Annotated in this window: 13 protein-coding genes and 1 tRNA gene; 5 read left to right on the forward strand and 9 right to left on the reverse strand. The window is 59.0% G+C overall.

Annotated features, from left to right (window positions below; all coding sequences use genetic code 11):
- The first annotated feature begins 92 nt into the window (after nt 1-92).
- Nucleotides 93-168 (forward strand) — tRNA-Ile (locus ACOOE1_RS17820).
- Between the two features lie 86 nt (nt 169-254).
- Nucleotides 255-1,808, forward strand: coding sequence for a DUF6538 domain-containing protein (locus tag ACOOE1_RS17825; protein WP_420403551.1), 1,554 nt, complete (start codon nt 255-257; stop codon nt 1,806-1,808).
- 95 nt (nt 1,809-1,903) lie between these two features.
- Here ACOOE1_RS17825 and ACOOE1_RS17830 read toward each other — a convergent pair whose 3' ends face one another.
- The 5 genes from ACOOE1_RS17830 to ACOOE1_RS17850 all read right to left on the reverse strand — a co-directional run bounded on the left by ACOOE1_RS17830 (nt 1,904) and on the right by ACOOE1_RS17850 (nt 7,921).
- Nucleotides 1,904-3,166 (reverse strand): hypothetical protein, encoded by a 1,263-nt coding sequence (locus ACOOE1_RS17830; protein ID WP_420403552.1) that lies wholly within the window; start codon nt 3,164-3,166, stop codon nt 1,904-1,906.
- 466 nt (nt 3,167-3,632) lie between these two features.
- Nucleotides 3,633-4,778: a DNA methyltransferase gene (locus ACOOE1_RS17835; RefSeq protein ID WP_420403553.1), complete on the reverse strand. Its 1,146-nt coding sequence runs from the start codon at nt 4,776-4,778 to the stop codon at nt 3,633-3,635.
- Nucleotides 4,775-5,905, reverse strand: a complete 1,131-nt coding sequence (locus ACOOE1_RS17840) for an HD domain-containing protein (protein WP_420403554.1) — start codon at nt 5,903-5,905, stop codon at nt 4,775-4,777. The genes ACOOE1_RS17835 and ACOOE1_RS17840 overlap by 4 nt, the downstream gene beginning before the upstream one ends.
- A 178-nt stretch (nt 5,906-6,083) precedes the next feature.
- The gene (locus ACOOE1_RS17845; protein WP_420403555.1) at nt 6,084-7,211 is read right to left on the reverse strand and encodes a hypothetical protein; all 1,128 of its coding nucleotides are present in this window, start codon (nt 7,209-7,211) and stop codon (nt 6,084-6,086) included.
- Nucleotides 7,208-7,921 carry a hypothetical protein gene (locus ACOOE1_RS17850; RefSeq protein WP_420403556.1) on the reverse strand — a complete coding sequence of 238 codons (714 nt, stop codon included), beginning with the start codon at nt 7,919-7,921 and terminating at the stop codon, nt 7,208-7,210. The genes ACOOE1_RS17845 and ACOOE1_RS17850 overlap by 4 nt, the downstream gene beginning before the upstream one ends.
- A 357-nt stretch (nt 7,922-8,278) precedes the next feature.
- Between ACOOE1_RS17850 and ACOOE1_RS17855 the strand changes: the two genes are divergently transcribed.
- Nucleotides 8,279-8,854: a recombinase family protein gene (locus ACOOE1_RS17855; RefSeq protein WP_420403557.1), complete on the forward strand. Its 576-nt coding sequence runs from the start codon at nt 8,279-8,281 to the stop codon at nt 8,852-8,854.
- Nucleotides 8,855-9,696: 842 nt separating this feature from the next.
- Here ACOOE1_RS17855 and ACOOE1_RS17860 read toward each other — a convergent pair.
- Nucleotides 9,697-12,387, reverse strand: coding sequence for a 2-oxoglutarate dehydrogenase E1 component (locus ACOOE1_RS17860; RefSeq protein WP_420403558.1), 2,691 nt, complete (start codon nt 12,385-12,387; stop codon nt 9,697-9,699).
- A gap of 232 nt (nt 12,388-12,619) precedes the next feature.
- Between ACOOE1_RS17860 and ACOOE1_RS17865 the strand changes: the two genes are divergently transcribed.
- Complete coding sequence (locus tag ACOOE1_RS17865; RefSeq protein ID WP_420403559.1) at nt 12,620-14,218, forward strand: MBL fold metallo-hydrolase; 1,599 nt, start codon at nt 12,620-12,622, stop codon at nt 14,216-14,218.
- A 307-nt stretch (nt 14,219-14,525) separates the two neighbouring features.
- The gene (locus ACOOE1_RS17870) at nt 14,526-19,241 is read left to right on the forward strand and encodes a hypothetical protein (RefSeq protein ID WP_420403560.1); all 4,716 of its coding nucleotides are present in this window, start codon (nt 14,526-14,528) and stop codon (nt 19,239-19,241) included.
- Between the two features lie 100 nt (nt 19,242-19,341).
- Here the strand turns inward: ACOOE1_RS17870 and ACOOE1_RS17875 are convergent, their stop codons facing one another.
- From ACOOE1_RS17875 to ACOOE1_RS17885, 3 genes are all read right to left on the reverse strand, one after another.
- Nucleotides 19,342-20,187: a hypothetical protein gene (locus ACOOE1_RS17875; protein WP_420403561.1), complete on the reverse strand. Its 846-nt coding sequence runs from the start codon at nt 20,185-20,187 to the stop codon at nt 19,342-19,344.
- Entirely contained in the window at nt 20,187-21,779 is a 1,593-nt protein-coding gene (locus ACOOE1_RS17880) for an acyl-CoA synthetase (protein WP_420403562.1), read from the reverse strand. The genes ACOOE1_RS17875 and ACOOE1_RS17880 overlap by 1 nt, the downstream gene beginning before the upstream one ends.
- Before the next feature lie 147 nt (nt 21,780-21,926).
- Nucleotides 21,927-23,480, reverse strand: coding sequence for an adenosine deaminase family protein (locus ACOOE1_RS17885; RefSeq protein WP_420403563.1), 1,554 nt, complete (start codon nt 23,478-23,480; stop codon nt 21,927-21,929).
- Nucleotides 23,481-23,503 lie beyond the last annotated feature (23 nt).

Genomic DNA, 23,503 nt, shown 5'->3' on the forward strand with positions numbered 1-23,503 from the left:
TTTTTGTGCGAAGCGGGCCTGGAGACCGCAGCCCGGTTGACGGCACCGCCGCGGGTGCGCATAACAGCTTTCCCGCATTTCTCGCGGCGATAGGGCCTGTAGTTCAGCGGTTAGAACGCACCGCTCATAACGGTGTTGTCGGGGGTTCGAATCCCTCCGGGCCCACCACCTTTTCCCCAACCTATTGATTTGACGTAAGTGGCCGGTATCAATAGGTTTCCGGTTGTTCGTCTGGGGGAAAGGGTGGGGGAAAATTGGCCGGGAAATTCATCACTAAACGCGGATCTGTCTGGTACTACGAGCGTGGAATTCCCCGCGACCTGATGGAGATGATCGGGAAGCGCAGATGGCGAATTTCGTTGGAGACGACCAGCGAAAGGGAAGCCGAATGGAAAGCTCGCCCTCTCGCGCTCGAACATGATCGGCTGATTGACCGGCTTCGCGGCATCGACCAGCAAAAACTCTACGAAGCAAATGAGTTGCTTGAGCGCGCTGGGATAAGGTCGTTCAACCCGGCTGAACCCGCTGACGCCGACCGCGTATCGGAAGAGGTCGAGCGGTATCAGGCGGGGCAAGAGTGGTATCAGAAGCGAACCCTGAAATACCTGCTGAGTGCCGCTGACGAGCTTGGCCTTCCGCCCACCGGCGCTCTGGGGGAGATGGAGAGGCTTCAAGAAGCGCAACGAAAAGCCCGTGAGACTACCGCTCAGGAGCTTGGTGCAGCCGAAAAGGCCGCAAGAGCGTCAGTAGGTCAGTCGGGCGCCAATGGAGGCAGGACAATTGGCGGTATTTGGGATGCTTTTGATGAATGGAAACAGCTACGCGCGCCGGTAGGTGACACTGTCAGCGAAGCGGAGAGCGCGGTTAAGCGGTTCATTGAGGTCAACGGTGATTTGGCCCTCGCTGAACTTACTAAGCAGCATGTTCGCGACTATCGCGCTGCAATGATCTCATTTCCCAAGCATCTCCCGAAAGAGATGATCCGGAAGCGCGTACCGGAAATCCTTGAAGAGACAAAGGGGCAAGACTTGCCAACGATTTCGGCTACCTCTGTGCGCAAGCGATTGGGTTTGCTGCGCGCTATTGTCTCTATCGCGGAGGAGTCGGGCACGATTGACGTGAACCCATTCGACGGCGTTCGAGTCGCCGACAATGGAAGGCGTCGGCGCCTCCCCTATACCCCCGATGATCTGCGGAAGATCGTTAGCCATATTCCGGTAAATAAGGAGCTTTCAGACACTGAATGGCTCGTGCTGCTCCTGGCTCATACAGGAGCGCGGCTTGGTGAGATTGTTCAGCTTCGGAAAAGTGACCTCGCAGAGGAGTCGGGGTTTCACTACCTGTCGATCTTGGACGATCCTGAGGGAGAAGGAGGCAAGCGCCTGAAGACTGAGGAAAGCCGTAGAGCGGTTCCAATACATCAAAACCTAATACGGGTCGGATTTCTTGATTGGGCCAGTTCTAGGGCTTCTGAGAGGCTATTCGACATAGCGCCTGATGTCCGTGGACGTGTTTCAGGTCTGGCAACCAAGCGCGTCCAGAAATTCATTCGGGAACGAGTTGGTATCAAAGATCCGCGTAAAGCCCCGGCACATAGTTTCCGGCATTCTTTCCGGGATATCGCTCTTGAGAGTGGTTTGCTTGAAATCCAAGTCGATAGCTTGTTGGGGCACGCGCCTTCGTCAGAAGGGCGGAGGTATGGGCTTGGTTATGGGGTTGGGGAATTATCCAAAGCCGTGAGCCGGATTAAGTTTCCGTTCTCCGTTGAACGAATTGGTGCGCGTGTAAACTTGCGCAACGGGCATTGAAAAATAATACAATCAGTTTATCTAAGATTTTTTGATATAAAAAATTTTCTATCGAAAATATAGAAATTACAAATGTCCGTAACGTGGTTTTATTTTTATTTTGTTATTTTTTCTGTTCTTGTTGACTTGTTGAGTGTTATTATTATTTCTCTATCCATTGTTTTTACAATTGCGTCTCGGTCGCTTGATTTTTTATTTGATCTGGCAAATCGATTAATTGTGTTCGGTATTCTTTTGCTTTTTAGGAATCGCTCTGTTTGTTTTTCCAAGTGAAATCCTTGTTCGGTGAACCTATCGATTGAGAATGAATCGAGAAGAAGTGGGGCGCCTCCGGTTGTTCGTCTTCCAACAACGAGAACTACTTTGCCGCCTGGGGCAATGTTGGTGGCTATAGCTTTGCAGGCTGCTGCATAGTCTGACAGAAATTGAACGACCATTCGGCCTTCCCTGCTTTGTGCTTCACCATTCCAATATCGGCCAAGCGAAGAAATTCCCGTATCTGGAATTATTCTACCTCCAAGGCATTCGGCATCAATCGCCCCTCCAGTTTTTGCAAGCCTTTCTAGGCCGGCTATATGACTTACAATCGACAAGCAGAGCGATGAGGCGGCACCATACTGGACAGTTGTTCGTGAATCTCCATAAGGCGGAGAAGTCAGGGCGACATCGAACAAAGCTTGATTTTTTTTGTTGCGTTTGAGGTGCGAAAATCTCCTTATATCTTTGTTTTTAATAATTGTTTTTCCTGTGCGTTTTTCATCTTTTAGAAGTTGTTTATAACAGTATTGAAGTCGGTTTGTGAATTTTTCCCACGCGGAGACTTTGAGCTGTTCGCGTGACTCAGAATCTAATCTATGCAGCTTCCATCCAGATTTCCTCGCATATGATGAATCTCGTGTGGCTGCGCTTAGGGTCGCGGCAAATAAAAAAAGTTCCGGTTTATTTAAATTTAGGCTGTTTATCCAAGTTATAATTTGACCCAATTCGTCTATGGCTTCTTCCGAAAACCAATCAACTTTCCGTTCGAAAGTCTTAATTTTAGTTGAAGTGCAATTCTTGCGAGCATGATCGAGTTGTGAAAGGCCGTTCGCTATCACCTCGGGCCTTGCTTGGGATAGCTTTGCGTTAGCGACCAAGCACGCCAGTGGATTGACGTCTAGACCAACGCGCAGCGATGCTGATTTGCTCGCGGACAGGAACCGACCAGATCCACAAAATGGATCCAGCACTCTGGCGCCTGGATGTACGTATTCATCGGCAAGGCTGAGCGCTAACTCGTCAGCGACCATCGCTGGATAGGGATGCAACCGGCTTAGGAAGGTCGAGCCGCCTCCTCCCTGATTGCATTTACTAACCATGATACACACTCTTCTATTGAACGATCTGTCGTATCAAACCTTATATCCGCGTTTCCGGTGGTTCGATCTGAGAAAAGTTGCGATCTCAGCGCAAAATCTTCCTCATCGATATGGGTCAAGTCGTCGGCGGAAAAACTCGACCCGATACGAGACCTCCATCGTTGAATGCGGGTTTCTTTCGTTGCCACTAATTCTACCAAGAGAAGTGGTTGGTTAATGTCTCGCGCAAACGCGTCGAGAAATCGGCCCTCAACGATGCAATCCCCGTGTTCCGTCGCCCAGGTCAATGTCGCCCGGTCAATCAATCGGTGCTCGGACTGCGGCAAGGCAGCAATATCAATCTTCAGTTCCGCCGCTCGGTTTCGTACAATGTCGCCACACGCACGTATCGGTTGGCACAGAATTCGTGCAACCTCTTTTGAAATGCTTGTCTTCCCGACGCAAGAGGGGCCAAAAATAAAAGTTTTCATGGCTTCTGAAAAATAAATATGAACTCAAGAGAGTCGGTTGCGGATCTATCAGAAACTCGACGTCTGGAGGGGGTACGCGAGACAGGGCCCCATGCAATTGGCATTCTTTGCGTGAAAACATCAGAAAATTTCCCCACAACGGTTGGGAATTTCCTTGATGCTCCAATAACCATTGCGCAATATCCGCCAGGTTTCAGCACCCGAAACAACTCATCGCGAACAGGTATAATTTCGTCCAAATATTCTTGAACAGCGTTTTTGCGAGAGCGACGATATCTAGCGCCGATCTCGAAAGTTCTTTCCTTAAGAAATGGCCACCCCATCCATAAGTAAAGCATCCGGTGAGCGCCTGCGTAATCAATTACTCCTGCATAAGGCGGGGAAGTGACAATTAGATCAATTGAAGAGTCTCCGAGAGCGAGCATTTTGGCGTCCTGACGCAAGAGAAGTGTCGTGCAGGAAGTTTCCAGAGACTCCACGAGATCGAGACTGGCGAGACGATGAGCAAAAATCGAGATGGCGTTATGGTTTACTGGAATCCGGGGTTTTACGTTGTCAGCAACCCAACCCCAATGGTGCCTGCGGCGCTTTCCTGTTCTAGTTTGAGATCCGGCTGTCGAGGCACATTCGAACAACGTTTCAGAAAAAATTGCCAAAAGAACTTGTCGAACACCGTTCTCATTTTGATCGACAATCGACCAAAGGTACCTTAGCTGCGCTAATGTTTGCGGTGAATACCATTCAGAAAGCAGTGGATCACTTCCTTCACCGTGAGCGCCAATTTGATCAGTCTCGCACTCATGTTCAAAAGCTAATTGGGCGAGTAGATTGCGGCGATGTTGGCGTTCGAACAATCCATTTGCTAGAGCGATTTTGGCGCCTGCTATGACTAGGGCAGGAGACATAAGATCAGACGCAATAGCGTTCCGATTCAGTCGGAGTGCTTCTACTGCGGTAGTACCGCTACCTGAGAATGGATCGAAAACGACATCTCCCGGCTTAGATAGTACCTGAATCAGAGCCGAAGGTATTTGCGCAATGAAGTTTCCTGGAAACCAATGAACGCCGTGAACAGAATTAGGAGAATTTCCAACTCCTGGGAAGTTCCAGTCGACTTGATCTAAAAGTGTTAAGTCAATCAAAACAAGCTTGCCTGATCGTTTGTAGCTACTGTGTCCTCAGGGACAACGCAGGTTCCGAAGGTGGAACACGCTAATTCAAGCAATGTATTTGTTTCATTTTGGGTGAATGATCTTCGTGTCGGCGAGCCGATGCCTAGTAGCCACCGATCACTGGTGCAACCTAGTGTAACCTTGTTTCCATTATCAAATGTGATTGAGAGAGGGCGGTTCCGCTTGTCTTTAATGCCATATGCAAAGCACGGTCGGTTGATTGCATCACTGGCTAGCTCGGAAAAACTCAGCATATTCTTGTAGGCAGGGCGGATTCCTGACATCCAGTGAAGCGGAATAGAATCCCATAGTTCACCAACAATCCAGCGTTGAGATGCTTCGCGGACACTTTTGATATTTGATTTGGTCATTTTGTTAATAAAATCAAAATCAACAAGTTTCCAGTCATCTTCGCTTATTATTTCATTCTGATACGCTTCAATAGTTGCGTATAGAATCATCATCTTTCCGATGAAATCGTTTTCAGAAAGCATTAAATGGGTGTAAACGTCTTTCCGTGTGACCTGCCAATTCATCAGATCATCAAGTGCTTGTTCGAGAAATATTATCTCTCGGTTTTCATAGTCGACGGAAACCATTGATTTAGACAACCGTTCTGGTGCTTTTTTATCAATTTCTAGACCCATATGAAATGCCATTCGATATACATTATCGATATTATCAAGGTCTATGTCCCCCGCTATTGCGGGGCCGAATTTTCCTTTACCTCGAATATGGTTCGTGATTCCGCGCAACAATTCATTGCTGTCAGAGCCCACCGCTTTTTTGGCCCAATCACGAAGACCTGCTGAGCGCCCAAGCAAAATCTGTAGATCTACGCCAAGTAGCTCTTCTCGCCCTTCTCCGAATAAAATGTCGCTCAGCCGTTGTTCATGGTGGAACGTTGCGCCGACGTATTGGAGGGCTTCTTCGACTAGGTGGCCAAAGGAAGTGATTGCCCAGTCGTGAAGGAGAGCGGCTGCTTTTAGGGAGAGGTCTTCCAATCGAGTTAAGTTCGTCCGAAACCCTGCGGTTTCGGCGAGATGTGCAACACCAAGTACATGCTCAAAGCGAGAGAGGTTCGCAATAGACGGCATATCGATCGAATCGATATTCGATAGGCGTACATGCCGTAGCCGTTGCACGACCGGGGTTTGTACTAGAGCACGTATGTCTGACTCTAGCTCCACGAGCCCATACAATGGGTCTAGAAATCGTTCACCCGTCATTGTCACGCCCATCCACTCGGTAATACCAGCCTCTTACCGAAATTGGTTATTCGGAACTTGGTTCTAATCCGGTCAGGTCAACGCTCATACTGGCGTATGATTGAAGGAGTTTCCAATTCGCATCATCGCAAGGGCTCTCCAAAAAGACGGTGAACATTCCCCCCCACATTCGTTCAGACGGAATCACGTGGCGGACGAATATCCTATATTGTTCTGCTGATTCAAGGTCAGCTAGCGCTTGCGTGCCCTCGTATATGACCAGCGTTGGCGTTCGAGTGTCGGATTGGCTTTTCTTTTTGAGAGCATTAAATGCTTTTGAAGAAGCGCTATGCATTCCGGCGTAGGTCATGCTTGATTCTATGAGGGTTACACCTAGCTCTTCAATTGCCTGCGATTTTTTTTCATAAATAGAATCTGTAAAAGCGAAATGTGGAGAGTATGCATCGATAGCAACAATTCTATTTTGAAAATCAGTCCATTCAGATTCTCTATCTTTTACGGCATTTTCAAGTTTTCCAATAAATTCAATTGGGTGACGTGAAGCGGTTAAATATTGAACAAGATTATTAGATTTAAGAAAAATAAGAGAAAGGTCTATCAGTATATCGTCGGATTGATTTTTATTGTTCGTCTTTATTGAAAGAGAGTCGCAAAAATCCCTATCAAATACGCAAAAATTCGCGTTATCGCGTTTTTGGAAATAATCAATTATTGACGATTTTATAGATCCAGAAATAGATTTTGGATTGTGTTCGTACGTAGGTGCCCTATTTTTATTGTATTTATATCGTCTAGCAAATCTAAAAATTGGCAAGTGCTTTGGGTTTATTGTATCGACAAAATATTTAAATCTTATCGTGATTCGAAATACCGTAATTATTGACAAAATAAGGGCTATTAGTAAGACAATTGTCGAGCATTGGAGGATGTATTTTTGGTAAGGTTTATCAAAAAAAATAGATGCGATAGATAAAATAACAACAATTAGGCTAAAGATAAATATAGGGAATGCGCTGTTTATAACATATGGTGATTTCCTTTCTCTTCCGATCAGTGTATACAATCCGATATGAAACGCCACTAGTCCAGCCGTGGCGGTCATAATTGTCCAAGGTGTTAATATTATGGCGGTAGGATCTAATGAAGAGGTGATTTGTTCAATTGGCTCGTTCATTTTAAATTTCCAATAATATCCTTTTCAATTTCATAAATGGGAATTTGTTCTAACGACGTTAAAGATTTGTCTATGGCGGATTCCCAGAGCGCGACTTGTTGCTCTAAGCGGTCGGGGGATAAAGAGACATTGGTCACTTGTCGCGAGCATTTCTGCTCAAGTGCGTCTGTGCTGAGAGATAACTTCTCAAGCTCCTTCAAGGCTGCAGCTCTGGTGGCGATGTCGTATGTGGGCAGTTCGAGGTTGATTCCGTGCCTTGCTAGGACGTGCTTAAGTCGAGAGGTCGCGAGAGGAGTTTGTTCGGGCCAGTCTGATTGATATCCAGCATATCCAAATGCTAGACGCTTCGCTTTATACCATCTTGCTATGGCTGCAGAAACGACGACATATGCGTGGTGGCAGGGCAGGCATGTCTGTTCATAGAAGGAGACATCTGTCTTTAGATCGAGAGGCTGATGGACGTGGATCCATTCGGTCTCTGGATGAAGGTGTCTAGATAATTCTTTCAGACGTATGCGTACGTTTTCAATGCCAATAAGATGATTTGATGTCACGGTTATTAGTCGAATAGGCGAGTTTGCCTGGGCTAACCGGACCGCAGCCAGGGTAGAATCTCGCCCTCCAGAGAACATCAATAGGCACTGCTCGCGGTGGTCAGTCTCTTCTGAATCGAGATTCAGAGCGTCAATTTCGCTGGTCCTGGGAAGCATTTGCTCTCCGAAATTTTTTTATTCTCACAAGATACGCTGTCCCGCAGGGGCCAATTGATTTTGACGCCCAGAATCTGCCATTTGAACAATCTTTTGGCGAATATATTTGATAAACATAGGTGATGAAAATCGAAATCTGTCAGCGATAGCGATTTGCTGGCCCGCTGTTTGGATTTGGGGCTGCTTATCTCGTCGGTTGATTCAATTGCGTGTGGCATTGGGAGCTAACCGTTCAATAACGACCGTTTGCGGACAGGCCGCCAAGTATGTGGAATGAGGTGTCCAAAAAGTACGGTTGACTAATTACGGACAGGTCATATTTTGGACATGGTTTTTGGTCACTAATGGACAACCACCATGCAGACGTACGTATATGCCCGTGTAAGCACCGCAGGTCAGACCACCGAGAATCAGATCGTGGAGATCGAGCGGCAGGGCTATGAGCTAGATGCGGTCTACAAGGATACGATCAGCGGTTCCGTCCCCGCTATCGAACGTCCGGAGTTCGTGAAGCTGGTGGACGCGATTGAACGAACCAAGAAACCCAAGCGGCTCGTTGTTGCGAAGTTAGATCGGCTTGGGCGCGACGCAGCGGATATCCACAACACCGTTCGGCGCCTCAGCGATCTGGATTGCGCAGTGAAGGTACTTCAGCTTGGGGATGTCGATCTGACGAGCCCGGCGGGCAAGATCATCATGGGTACGCTTGCGGCGGTGGCCGAAGTTGAGCGGGATATCCTCGTCGAGCGGACGCAGGCGGGACTGCAGCGAGCGAAAGCAGAGGGTAAGAAACTTGGGCGCCCGAAGAAGCAAGCATGGGAGGAGGCGGACGGGATCAACCAATGCCTTCGTGAAGGCGTCTCTGTCTCCGAAACCGCGCGCCGGTTCAAAACGACACGGCAAACCGTACTCCGGATTAGGGACTCAAGATGACGGTTGAGCGGACCTGCGTCTGAACTGGCTGAGTTTTTCGTCGGTCTTCCCGTCGAGCGCTTCCAATTGGGTTTTGGCTCAGGAGCTAAGTTGCGGCCTCGTCTGCATCGTTATGTCCCGCGTTCCTGATCCGAAGTGAACGACAAAATCTTAGTTCGCCGTTTTCGCCCAAAAGCAGCCCCTTCGGATTGACCCGCTGTAGCGTTTGCGTCAGTCAATTCCCCGAATCCCCCAGAAAACTGCGAAATTAAAAAGCTCAACCCCTGATTTTCGTCTCTTATAAGATTCTATTAAGAGAGAAAACCGGGGGGTTGAGCTTTTTAATCATTTTGCAGTTACATGTTTTCGGCCCACTAATACTCGATGCGGGGCGAATGTTTTCCGCGTTTGTTCATGCGATCCGCATGCAGAAGCTCTTCAGAGGCATTTTAAGCCCTCCTGGGGGCGCCTTGGCTGGGTTTGGTTGGTCTGCCTGCGTAGATCTCTTAGCGGGCGTCCTTGGGGTGTCTTTCTGCGTCTCGCGCGATGTGCGCCTCGTCCGTGAGTCGCCGGGTGTATCGGACCGAGCCCATCAACCGCGAGCGCCGATCTTGACGTCATCAACTCGATGCTAGTTCCGCGCTTCCAGAATGGCTGAGGCTACCTGTGGAATCGGCTTTGCGGTCGAAGCCAGACTGATTGGGTGTTTTGTCTAAACAAGTTACCCAAATTGGGGGAAAGGTTGGGGGAAAGGTTGGGGGAAACCAAGCCGGGCGAATTCCTTTATTATATTGAAATATATTTATATTTCTGGGTGAGGGTTACCGTCCCTCCGGGCCCACCACCTTTCCCAAACAGTCGTCTCAGAGAGACAGCGCGCGCTGCAGGATTTCATCCTGTTCGCGCTCGTGCCGCACGATCGACCCGCCGGCCGCGACCGGCAGGGGCGGGCGGGCGACGATCGGCATTGTCCGCGAAAGCTCGATTCCGCCGGTCGCGAGGGCGTCGCGGACGAAAGGCCAGGCGCCCTGGTTTTCCGCTTCCTCCTGAAGCCAGACCAGCTCGGCCTTGTCGAAGGGAGCGAGGGCGCGCCGCAAAGCTTCGATGGGGAACGGGCAGATCTGCTCGATGCGGATCGGAAGAACGGTTTCCTCCAGCCCGGCCTCTCTCCGTCGCCGGTCGAAGTCGTAGAAGATCTTGCCGGAACAGAGCACGACGCGCCGGACGCGGTCCGGGCGGGCGCAGGGGAGGACGATGACCGGCTCGAAGCCGGTATTCTCGCCCATCCCGGCGAGCGTCGAGACGGCATCGCGGGAGCGCAGCAGCGATTTCGGGGCGATGAGGAACAGCGGCTTGCGCCAGGGCGCCTTGATCTGGCGTCGGAGCAGATGGAAGAGATTGGCCGGCGTGCTGGGGTTGGCCAGGATCAGGTTGCCGCCGGCATAGAGCTGGGCGATCCGTTCGATCTTGGCGGAGGAGTGGTCCGGTCCCTGGCCCTCGAGCCCGTGCGGCAGCAGGATGACCAGGCCCGACCGAAGTCGCCACTTCGCCTCGGCCGAGACGATGTACTGGTCGACCACGATCTGTGCGCCGTTCATGAAATCGCCGAACTGTGCTTCCCAGAGCGTGAGCTGTGCCGGGTCGAGGAGGCTGTGCCCGTATTCGAAGCCGAGCACGCCGTATTCCGTCAGGGGGCTGTTGATCAACTCCAGCATTCCCGGCTCTCCCGCCGCAGCGGCGAGGGGAATACAGGCCCTGTCGGCCAGGAGGTCATGCACCCTGAAATGGCGCTGGGTGAAGGTGCCGCGCACGGCGTCCTGGCCGGACAAACGCACCTTCGAGCCCTCGGCCAGCAGGCTGGCGAAGGCGAGGGCCTCGGCGGTGGCGAAATTGATGCCCGTGCCGGACTGAATGGTCTCCGCGCGCGCCTCGTAGAACCTCCGGACCTTGGGGTGGGCATCGATGCCGTCGGGGATCCGGCTCGCGGCGAGCGCAATCTCCCGAAGGCGGTCCACCGGAAATCCGGTGGTCACAGGCTGCAGCAGGGCCTCCTCGGTGGTCGCCGTCTGCGTCGCCCACGCGCCGTCCTGGATGCTTTCCTCGTTCGGCATCACATCCGCGGCGCGTTCGAACCCGTCCTGCAGGCGGACGCGATAGCGCTCGGCGGCGCTGTCGGCCGCGGCAAGCAAGTGCGGCGTCCGGTCCCGGAATTTCTGCGCCGCGACCTGCCTGAGGCTCGGAAGGTCGTCGATACGTTTCCACATCCGCGGCTGGGTGAAGCGCGGCTCGTCGAGCTCGTTGTGACCGTTGCGCCGGTAGCAGACGAGATCGATCACGATATCTTTCTCGAACTTTGCCCGCCAGGCCATCGCCAGTCCGGCGACCCGTGCAACCGCTTCCGGGTCGTCGCCATTGACGTGCAGCACCGGCACGCCGACGAGCTTTGCAACGTCGGTGCAGTAATGCGCGCTTCTTCCTTCCGACGGCATCGTGGTGAAGCCGATCTGGTTGTTGACGACCAGGTGGATCGAGCCGCCCGCGCTGTAGCCTTCGAGACCGCTGAGCTGAAGCAGTTCGGAGGTCAGGCCCTGTCCGGAAAATGCCGCGTCGGTATGGGCGAGGACAGGGAGAACCGCACCCGGATTTCCGGCATCCCGGCGCGTCTTGGCGCGGGCGAATCCCAATGCGACGGGGGCGACGACCATCAGGTGGGACGGGTGCGGAAGAATGGTCAGCGCCAGACTCTGTCCACCGATTTCCGTCTGGCCCGTATAGCCGAGGTGGTAGGGTACGTCGCCCGTGAAGGCGGCGCCGTCCGACAGATCGCGGCCCATCAGTTCCGCCGCCAGCGTGGCCGGATTCTTGCCGAAGCCGACGGCGAGAGTCGCCAGCCGCCCACGATGCATGCCCCCCATCACGACTTCGCGCACTGCGTGCTCCGGGGCGGTTCTCAACAGTTCCCGGAGCAGGACGATGGAGGACTCCGCGCCTTCGCTGCCGAAGCGCTTCTTGGCCGTGAACTTGCGGTGCATGAAGCCCTCGAACTCGTCGACGAGGGCGATGGACTCCAGGGTGGCCGCCAGCGCGGTTTCGGACAATGGCGTGGAGAAGACGGTTTCGAAAGCCTCGTACAGCCAGTCCCTTTCGGCCTCGTCATGCAGATGATCGGCTTCCAGCGCGCCGGTCCCGCTATAGACCGATCGCAGCAGGGCGTCCGTTTCCGCCAGGGGCAGGCGCCGCGTCCCGCCGGCGAAGTCGAGGCCGCCCGTCTCACCGCCCGACTGAGCGAGGCGGGCGCGCAGACGCGTGAGGGCGGGCGCGCGGTGGCCGTTCGCCGAGAGTGGGTCGAGCTGTGCTTCGAGATGACCGAAACGCCGATAGGCGTCCCGAAGCTCCCTCGCGAGTGCGGACGCATCGTTCGCTGCGCGATGTGTGCTTCCGTCGAGATCCTCGAAGTGGATGGCCCAGTCTGCGGGAACCGAACGAGGGTCCCGCCGGTAGCGGGCATAGAGTTCGAGAAAGTAGGCGTTATCTTCCCCAGAGAGGGTGCTCATGCGAAGCCCCATTTGTTGGCGTTACTCAATTGCGCGACGGTCCGGAGCGGACAATAGTCGGGAGGTCATCTGTCGGTTGGTGCGTGCGACTCTAGAAACTGAAGCAAGGACGGGCAATGCTCCAGCAGCGAAACCGGCGCTGCGACGCCTCGTCTCGATCGATGTCCGGCGATCGGGCACGGTGCGGCTGCAAGGATGCGGATACATGGCGCAACCGACGGAGTGACATCGCATGATCCTGACATTCTGCGGCGCGGCCGGGACCGTGACCGGATCCTGCTATTGGATCAGGACGGATAGATGCCAGTTCCTTGTCGATTGCGGCATGTTCCAGGGCTCCAAGACCCTGAAGGAGCTGAATTACGGCGCCTTTCCCTTCGACCCGAAGAAGATCTCCTTTGTCCTGCTGACCCATGCCCATATCGACCATTCCGGCCTGATTCCGAAACTGGTGAAGCAGGGCTTTTCGGGAGCGGTCTTCGCGACGAGGGGCAGCATGGATCTGCTGACCTACATGCTGGCGGACAGCGGGTCGATCCAGGAGGTGGAAGTGGAACGGCTGAACCGGCGGAACGCCCGGCGCGGCCGACCTGCGGTCACGCCGATCTATGGCAAGGACGACGCGCAGGCCGCAATGGAATGTTTTTCCCCGGTCGACTACGACAGCTGGCGCGAGGTCGGTGACGGCGTGCGCGCCCGGTTCTGGAATGCCGGGCACATTCTGGGATCTGCTTCGATCGAGGTCGAGGTTTCGACCGGGGAGCGGGGCGGCCGGATTTCCAGGCTCCTGTTCTCGGGCGATATCGGCCCGGACCGCAAGCTGCTCCATCCCGATCCCGAGGCACCCGAGAACTGGGACTGGATCTGCTGCGAGGCGACTTATGGCGGCCGGCAACGCGAAGACGCGGGGCCGGAACGCCGGCGGGCGGTGTTGGCCGAAGAGGTGAATGCGGCGCTCGCGCGAGGCGGGAACTTGCTGATCCCGGTCTTCGCCGTCGAGCGGACGCAGGAACTGCTGATCGATCTCGGCACTTTGTTCGACCGGGGAACAATCCCCGCGGCGCCCGTCTTCCTCGACTCGCCGCTGGCGATCCGGGCGACCGAGGTGTTCGAAAAGAACGCTGCGATACTGGAGGACATGCCGGCCGGCGGCGACGGTTTCCGGCGCCCGAATATCCGCTTCACCGAATCGGTCGACGACAGCAAGCGGATCGCCCGCATTCATGGCGGCGCGATCATTCTCGCCGGCAGCGGCATGTGCGAGGCGGGGCGCATCCGCCATCACCTGAAGCAGAATCTCTGGCGCTCTGACGCGACGGTTCTGCTGGTCGGCTACCAGGCGCCGGGGACGCTCGGGGCGATCCTCGCGGCCGGCGCCGAGGCGGTCACCATCTTCGGCGAGGAACTCCGCGTGAAGGCGGCGATCCGGCGGATCGACGTCTATTCGGGCCATGCGGACGGCGACGAACTGGTCGACTGGCTGACCGAGCGGCTGCCGGTCAAATCCGGTATCTTCCTGACACACGGCGAGGAAGAGGCGCTCGCAGCGATGCGCGATGCTTTGGTGGCGAAGGGGGTCGAGCCCGAGCGGATCGTGATTCCGAAACTGGACGATGTGGTGGATCTCTCCGGCGGCCGCGCGAAGATCCGGCAGAAGCAGGCGGTCCGGCGCCTCTCGCCTGAAGCGGTCCGCGGACCGGACTGGCACAACGAACTGGCGGAGTTTTCCCTGCGTCTCCGGGCCGAGCTGGAAGCCGCCGCGGACGAAAAGTCGCGCAGGAAAATCATGCGGCGGGTGATGCGTGCGCTGGAAGGCGTTGAGAGGTCCTGAGGTCGGCGTCGAATATTTGCAGCAATAGAGTCATCGGGTCTCGATGCCGGGTCGAGTCATGGATGAGCTTCCAGAGAACTTGTCGCTATATAGTATTTAATCGCGCATCTGGCGCGTTAATATTCTGAGATTATTCTCAGGTTGATATGTTGCCGAGTAATGCGCCGTTATCGGTCCCGGATCCATAGAATAACGACTGAATAACGTCCACCGGATACTCCGAATGGGTGACGAAGGCCTCTGTCGGTCGCGATCAGATTGAGCGTTATGGCGGGGGTCGACGAAATCTCATTTTCGGGAGGGTGACATGGCGACGCTTACAGGTGGTACGGGCGATGATTTCCTCGGCGGCACGGTCGACGGCGACCTGATCGAGGGATATGGCGGGAACGACCAGTTGCACGGCAACCAGGGTGGCGACACCGTTTTCGGCGGCGACGGCAACGACACTATCGTGGGAGATGAATATACCCCGTCCGGAACCGGGGACCCGAACGGCAACGACGTGCTCTACGGCGGCGATGGTTCCGATTTCTTCAATCCCGGATACGGCAACGACTATGTCGATGGCGGGGGCAACGACTCCGGTCAGCCGGACGCGGTCGCGTACGAGGAACGCGATGCAGGTGTATCGGTCGATTTCGGTACCGGACTTGTCGATGACGGGGGTGGCGGAACCGATACTCTTGTCGGCATCGAGGCGTTCCAGGGCTCGGCGGGCGACGATACGGTCGAGGCCGGGTCCGAGCTGCAATATGTGCTCGGCCGTGGCGGGAACGACTCCATCTCGGCGTCGTCCGGCTATATCGAGGGCGGATCCGGCAGCGATACCATCGTGGCCGGCAGCGATCAGGTCCAGGTTGGTTACCGGGATGATCCGTTCGACAGCAACGGCTCCACCGGGTCCGGGGTCACGGTGGATCTCGATGCGGGCACCGCGACGGACAATTGGGGCGACACTGACAGCCTGGTCGGCGTGCGCCGCGTCGTCGGGTCGGAATATGGCGACACGCTCAACGGTTCGTCGGCGGCGGAGACCCTGGAAGGGGGAGGTAGCGACGACCTGATTTCCGGCGGCGGGGGCAACGACTTCCTCGTCGGCGACGGAGACAATGCGCTCGGCAACGACACCATTCATGGCGGCGACGGCGATGACGTTCTGATCGGCGGTCTCGGCGCGGACGAACTGGCGGGAGGTGCCGGGAGCGACCAGTTCCAGGGCACGGCCGCAGAACTCAACGGCGACACTTTCACCGATGTCAATCTGGGGGGCACGACCGACTATTTCTATTATGACGGCGCGCTTCTCGATGCCGACGACTTCCAACTGAGCAATGACGGCGCGAACACCACCGTGGCCATCGACGAGGGCAACGACGGTTCCGTCGATGCGACCTTCACCGTCAACGGACTGGTGCAGTTGAACGGTATCTTCGACGGCAGTTTCGGTTCGACCACGCGGACAGGTTTCGACCTGTCTTCCCTCAGTTCGGCGACCGGCGGCGACGATTCCATCGTCGGCAGCGCGGGCGACGACCTGATCTCGGCGCTTGGCGGCAATGACACAATCAACCCGGCCGGCGGCAACGACACGGTCTATGGCGGTGACGGCGACGACCAGGTCTGGGGCAGCGACGGCGACGACCTGCTCTACGGCAACAATGGCGACGACGGGCTCGAAGGCGGCGCCGGCAACGACACGCTGATCGGCGGCGACCACAATTGGAACGACTCGGCCAATTATCTGAACGCTTCCTCCGGCGTGAATGTCAACCTGCAGAGCGGTGTCGCGAGCGACGGCGAGGGCGGAACCGATACCCTGATCGAGATCGAGGGGGTCTGGGGCTCGGCCCATGACGACACCATCGTCGGCGACGCCTTCACCAACCAGTTCCAGGGTAATGCGGGCAATGACCTGCTGACCGGCAACGGGAGCGACGGATACCTCAACCACTACAACGCCACCACCGCGGTGCATGTGGATTTCACCACCGGGATCGTGCAGGACGGCCAGGGCGGCACTGATACGGTCTCCGGTATCTTCAATGCCAATGGCGGGTCGCATGACGACACGCTCACCGGTGATGCCAACGCCAACCGGCTCTTCGGGGAGAACGGCAGCGACCAGATTGATGGCGGCGGCGGCGACGATTGGGTCGAAGGCGACCTCTATCACAGCAATTCTGGCGGCAACGATTATGTCGACGGCGGTGCCGGCAACGACACCGTGCTCGGCGGCACCGGATCGGACACGCTCGTGGGTGGGGCCGGCCGCGACGAGTTCCAGGGCCGTGCCGAGGATCTCGACGGCGATATCTTCACCGACGTGAATGTCGGCGGCGAGACCGATTACTTCCTGTATGACGGCGCCGTCCTGAACGCCGGGAACATCAGCGTCAGCAACGACGGCTCGGTGACCACGATCTCGGTCGACGAGAATCTGGACGGCACGGCCGAGGCGGCCTTTACCGCCAATGGCGTCCTGCAGCTCTCGAACATCTGGGATTCCAGTTTCGGCGGGGAGGCCCGCACGGGCTTCGAGCTCTCGGAAATCGGCTCGGCCACGCCGGGCGACGACTTCCTGCTCGGCAGCCCCGGCAGCGACACGATCGACGGGCTTGCGGGTAACGACACCGTCAGCGGCCTCGGCGGCGACGACAGCCTCGTCGGCGGCGCGGGCAACGACAACCTGTTCGGCGGTGACGGCAACGACCTGCTCGATCTCGGTGCCGGAAACGACGACTGGTTCCAGGCCGGAAACGGCAACGACACCATCATCATGGGCTCCGGCGACGACTGGGGCCAGGCCGGCGCCGGCGACGATTACATCTACATGGGCAATGACGGGATCTACGATCCGGTCACCGGCTTTGATGGTATCGCGACCAACCAGGGCAACGACACGATTGACCTGCAGAACGATGCCGGCTGGTTTATTCTCGATTACCGGAGCAGTGCCCAATCGATCAATGTCGACTATTCCGGCGGAACCATCTCCAAGGGGACCGACGGCACCGACACGCTGGTGAACCATCTGACCGGCAATGCCGCGGGCGGCGTCAATATCCGCGGAACTTCCGGCAATGACGTGATCGATACCGGGGGCACGGCGCCCGGCGCGATCGGTATCCTGGACGTACGGGCCGGGGCCGGCGACGACACCATCATCGGCAGCGGCGGCACCGGGTCCTTCACGCGGGCCGAATATCGCGACGCCTCCGGCGGCGTGACCGTCGATCTCGACGCCGGAACGGCGAGCGGGGCAGGCGTCGGGACCGACGTTCTGATCGATGTCGAGGGTGTCCGGGGCAGCAGCTTCAACGACTCGATCACCGGCGATGCCGGGGCCAACGTGATGCGCGGCAACAGCGGCGACGACACGATCGACGGCGGCGCGGGCGACGATTACATCAGAGGCGAGGCCGGCGCCGATCTGCTTGTTGGCGGCGCGGGGAACGACCTTTTCCGCGGCTCGGAATCCCAGCTGGCGGGCGACACGATCGCCGATTTCAGCCAGGGCGATGAGATTGACGTCACCGGCGCCGACCTCTCGAGCCTGAACAATACGGCTGCCGGCAATATCGCCCTCGGCGGCGGGACCCTGACCCTGACCGGCGTCTCCGGTGTCTTCTCGGCTTCGTTCGACGGCAGCAGCACCACCATTACGCTGGCCGCGTCCGAGCCGAGCCCGGGCGACGACACCCTGGTCGGCGGCAGCGATCCGGACTCGATCCGGGGCGGCCAGGGCAACGACGTCATTTCCGGCGGGGACGGCGCGGATACCCTGCGGGGGAATCTCGGCAACGACAGTCTCGACGGCGGGACCGGCGACGACAATCTGCATGGCGGGCAGGGTACCGACACGGTGCTTGGCGGCGCGGGCAACGACTCCGTCGTCGGCGGAGCCGATTCCGACACGCTGGAGGGTGGAGCCAGCAGCGACACCCTGCGCGGCAACCAGGGCGACGACGCGCTCGACGGCGGGACCGGCGACGACAACCTGCATGGCGGCCAGGGCAACGATACCGTGATCGGCGGCGACGGCAGTGATTCCATGCACGGCGGTCAGGGCTCCGATCTGCTCGACGGCGGCTTCGGAGACGACACGCTCCGTGCCGGGACCGGCAACGACACCCTGCTCGGCGGGGGCGGCAACGACGAACTCCGCGGCGGGTCTGACGCGGACGCGATCGAGGGCGGCGCCGACAACGACCTGGTCTTCGGCGGCGCGAGCAACGACTTGCTCTCCGGAGATGCCGGGGACGACACGCTCCGCGGCAATCTCGGCGACGACCTTCTCCTTGGTCAGAACGGCAATGACGACCTGCATGGCGGGCAGGGCAACGATACCGTCTTCGGCGGCATCGGCGATGACGAGGTTCGTGGCGGCAGCGGGGCTGACGAACTGCACGGCGAGACCGGCAATGACAGTCTCCTCGGAGGCGCGGGCGACGACCTGCTCCAGGGCGGCGTCGGGGCCGATACCCTCCGCGGCAATCTCGGAGAGGATCTGCTGCTCGGTGGCGACGGCAATGACGATCTGCATGGCGGCCAGGGCAGCGATACCGTCTTTGGCGGCATCGGCGACGATCAGGTCCGCGGCGGCAGCGGAGCGGACGAGCTGCACGGCGAGGCCGGCAATGACAGCCTCCGAGGCGGCGCGAACGCGGATCTGATCCAGGGCGGCGCCGGGGACGATACCCTGCTCGGCAATGCCGGGAACGACACGCTCGACGGCGGGTACGGGTCCGACAGCCTGCATGGCGGACAGGGCGATGACCTGTTCCTCTTCAGCTTCGGAGAGAACGAGGGCGTCATCAATTTCCTGAATGGCGGCCAGGGCCAAGACACCCTGGAGCTCGGTCTCACCCTGGAAGAACAGGGACGCGCCGAGGTCCAGGCCGATCTCGCCGGTCTGCAGGACTGGATCGACGGCGGCTCCAGGGGCGCTTTCGAGTTCGACTCGATCGACCTCACCCTGCGCAATGTCGAGAGCTACAGCGTGATCGACATCGTGCTCTGAGACTTCGCTCTCCCGACCCCTGATCCCGAGAGCGCACTTGGGGGCACCGCTGCAAGGCGGTGCCCTTTTTTCGATCCGGATCGACCCCCGGCCCGGCAGCTCAACAGCGTTCCAGCAGCAATTCCGCCGTGATCAGGACGGCGTTCCCGCCCCGCTTGAGCGCTCCGCTCCGGATATCGCCGCCCTCGACGCCGACGATGGCGATCTCGGGGCCGGGCCCGGTCCGGCCTTCCGCGCGCGCTTCCGCGTCGAGGATCAGGAACTCCGTCGGCAGGCTGTCAAGCGTGCCGCCATCCTCGAAGGCGGCGCCGATCAGGCTGCCGAGACCGTGCACCCGCGCGCTCTCCCAGCCGAGCCGGGCGCATGCGGTGTCGAGGGCGTCCGAGAAATCCTGGTTCGGCGCGAGCCGGACGAGGGCGTAGTCGGCAGTCTCCGCCTCGCGTTCCTTTCCGGAGGGCCGAAACAGCGTGAAGTTGGTTTCCTCGTCCGGGCGGCGCTCGAAGCGCGCGCCGGCGAGTCCGGTGCCGCGCGCGACGGCGGGCGCGGCGAGCATGGTTCGCGGCGCGAGGATGTGCCCCATGGCGATCTCTCCGCCTGCCGGCGCCCAGAGGCCGTGACCGTGCAGGAAGGAAGCACCGCCCTCGCGCCCGACCATCATGCCGAGCTTCTCGATCCGTCCGGGGCCGCCGAAGGAGCGGATATCGGAATACCAGGCGACATGGTCCTCGTCGGGCGAGAGCGCGGGGATCACGTAGTCGAGGGTGGAGACGATCGCCTCCTCGATCTCGAGCCAGGCGCCGTCGAGCCCCTCCGCCGCCATCGCTTCCGCGACCGCGTCCTCGAGCGGAAGGCCTGCTCCCAGCGTCAGCGCGACGGGGCGGCCTTCGGCGGGCAGGATCTCCTGCCGCTCCGCCGCGACCGGGCCCGGATGGGTGACGGCGCGCATCAGGCGGCGCTCTCGCCGGCGGCGAGCCTCTCTTCCAGCTCGGCGCGGATCACCCTTTTGGAGAGCTTGCCGTAACCGGTCTTCGGCAGGCTGTCCCAGAAGAAATACTGCCGCGGCAGCTTGTAGGAGGCGATGCGCTCGCGGAGATACGCATCCAGCGCGGCACCGTCGAGGCTCTCGCCCTCCTTCAGCACGCAGACGGCAATGCCGATCTCGCCCCATTTCGGGTCCGGCATGCCGAAGACCGCGGTCTCGGTCACCGCCGGATGCAGCAGGATCTTCTCCTCGATCTCGCGCGGATAGATGTTGGAGCCGCCGGAGATGTACATGTCCGACGCCCGGCCGGTGATGTAGACATAGCCTTCCGCGTCCATGTGCCCGATATCGCCGGTGCGGAACCAGCCGTCGCGGAAGCTCTTCGCGTTCGCCTCCGGGTTCCGCCAGTAGCCGGCGAAGACCGCGCCGCCGGTGACGCAGATCTCCCCGGTCTCGCCGGGGGCGAGCGCCGCGCCGTCATCGCCCTGGATCTCCACCTGCATGCCGGTGCGCGGAAAACCGCAGGTCCCGACCCGCATGTCGTCGCCCGCCGAATGGTCCCGCGGCGGCAGGTAGGTGATGGCGCCGGTCACCTCGCCGAGCCCGAAATACTGCACCAGCACCGGCCCCAGCACCTCGAGCGCCCTGACCTGGTCGGCGCGGTACATCGGCGCGCCCGCATAGATCACGTAGCGCAGGCTCGAATGGTCGGCTGTCATCGCTTCCGGCGCCTCGACCAGCATCTTCAGGATCGTCGGCACGGTGAACATGTTGCTGACCCGCCAGCGCGCGACGAGCGACCAGATCTCGGCCGTGTCGAAGCGCGGTGCGGCGGGCAGGATCGTCGGCGCCCCGCGCGCCGCCATCATGAGCTGGTGCATGCCCGCCCCGTGGGAGAGCGGTGCCACGACCAGGGAAGCGTCCTGTTCGGTCACGCCGGGGACGAGATCGCAAAGGTGGTTGTTGATGACGAATCCGAGCTGGCCGTGGGTCAGGACCGAGGCTTTCGGGCGCCCGGAGGTGCCGGAGGTGAAGAACAGCCAGGCCGGGTCGTCCCGGTCGACGGATGCTAGAGGAGGCACCGCGTCGGCGTGCTTCTCCATCAGGGTATCGATGTCCGGGCCGAACGCCGCCTCGCCGATGGCGAAGCGGGTTTCCAGCTCCGGCCCCTTGATCGCGGCATGCTCCGGGAAGGCGGCGTTGCAGATCATCGCCCTAGCGCCGGACAGTTCCGCCATCCAGGCGAGATCGTCCGGCATGCCGCGGAAATTCGCCGGCACCCAGACGGCGCCGAGCCGGAAACAGGCGAACAGGCTCTCGAACAGCTGGTTGCAGTTCTGCGACTGCACCAGCACCCGGTCCCCCTTGCCGACCCCGCCCTCGGTCGCCAGCACGGCGGCCATCGCCTTCACCCGCCGGTCGAAGGCGCGCCAGCTCCACACGGTCTCGCCCCAGACGAAGGCGGGTGCGTCGGGCAAGCGCCGCGCCTGCTGCTCGACCAGATGCGCGAGGTTCATGGTGCGTGTGCTGAAGGGGGTGACGGGTGTCCCGCTCATGGTTCGTTTCGCTCCTGATGCTGCTGTCCGTCTTCGTGCGGACATGCGCGCTATCTTGGACTGGTCAGAGTATTGGAATCTATACTTCTTTATCCGGACGACCGGAGCTGGGCCGCAATCATTCGGCTCGGGGTGCCGATTGGCGACTCACCACCGCCCCTCGAACGCCGCGTATCGCTTCTCCAGCTCGACCTGTGCCCGCGCCTTATCGCTCCGGGCAATGAACGCCTTGCAGTCCGCCGTCTCGAAGCCGTGCGCGCAGGGGCCGACCGGCTGGGAGACGCGGAAGTCGTACCAGAGCGAGGCGCCGGTGAGGAAGCTCTGCTCCAGGCTTTGCCGCGACAGCATCTTCAGCTCCGCATAGTTCAGCCCGTAGCGCTCGGAGGCCAGCTGGTACTGGCTCGAGAGGTCGATCCGCTCGACGCCCTCGTCGTCGGTGGAGAGCATCACCGGCACGCCGGCGCGGAGATAGGTCGGGAAGGGGTGGTCCCGGTCCTTCACGCCGAGGATTTGCTCGTTGCTGGAGAGATTGATCTCGACCGCGATGCCGTCCTTCGCCATGCGGGCGATCAGGTCCTCGCTGCCGTGCTCGAAGCCGATATCGACGCCGTGGCCGACGCGGTCGACGCCGGCGATTTCCACCGCCTCGCGGATATGGAAGGTCATGTCCTCGAGTTCGGTGACGCCGAGCCAGAGCTCGCCAGCATGGAGCGAGAGGCCGACGCGATCGTACTTGCGCTTGAAGTAGCCAAAGATCTTCATGTGCAGGGAATAGTCCCGGAGCGCGACATGATAGTCCTCCGGGGCGACGAAATTGACCCCGACGCTGAGCTTCTCCCGGTCGGCGATCATGTGATGCAGCATGATCTGCGCGAAGGTGTTCTCCGGCGGCTGGGTGCGGATGCTCTGGCCGAGCTGGCGCAGGGTGACCGTGCAGCCGGGCTCCGGCGCGGCGCCGTCGCAGCCCATCTCGGCGCGGGCGCCCTGCATGGCGGCGTTCAGGATCCCGGCGCCCTGGTCCACGAGTTTTTCGAAGCCGTGATCGAGCAGGGCCTGTTCGAAGGCGGCGAGTTCGGCATCGCTGCCGCCCTTCAGCTTCTGCGTGACCCCGAGATCCGCCGGATTGACCCAGCCGAGGGTCATCATCGGCTCGACATAGACCACGTTCTGCAGGGCCGCGTTGCGGGCCAGCCAGGCGAGGCTCTGGGCCTTGTGCTGGCCGGAGACCGCGCCGAAGCGGGCGAAGGTGGCGAAGAACTGGTCGTGGCCGGAGCGTTCGCCCGAGAGCGGGTTCGGGCGAAAGTTGCGCATCGAGAGATTGTCGGTGATCGCGGCCCTGCAGGCGTCGCTCGTGGCCGCGTCGCTCATCCGCACCTGGGTCGCCTCCCTGCAATCCGGTTTCGCGACAGGCGGGACATGCGCGGCGCAGTCCAGGATGGAACGCACGCCCGGATCCCAGCAGAGCCCGAGATCCGGGTCGGCGGCCCAGTCGATATAGGCCTCGGCATAGACCGCGCCGGAGAGGTGGGTGTGCAGGTCAGCACCCTTCGGCATCGCCTGCAGGAAGGCGCGGGAAAGGGTGCGATCGTGCCGGATGGTTTCGAAACGGGCGGCGGTGCGGGACTCGGGGCTGCCGTCGGGCAGGCCGGCGCAGGCGCCGAGTGTGAGGGCAAGCAGCAGCGTGATAGATGTGGTGCGCATTTCCGGCTCCCGGGCTCTCCCCA

Source organism: Nisaea sp., from assembly GCF_965216895.1.
GTDB lineage: Bacteria > Pseudomonadota > Alphaproteobacteria > Thalassobaculales > Thalassobaculaceae > Nisaea.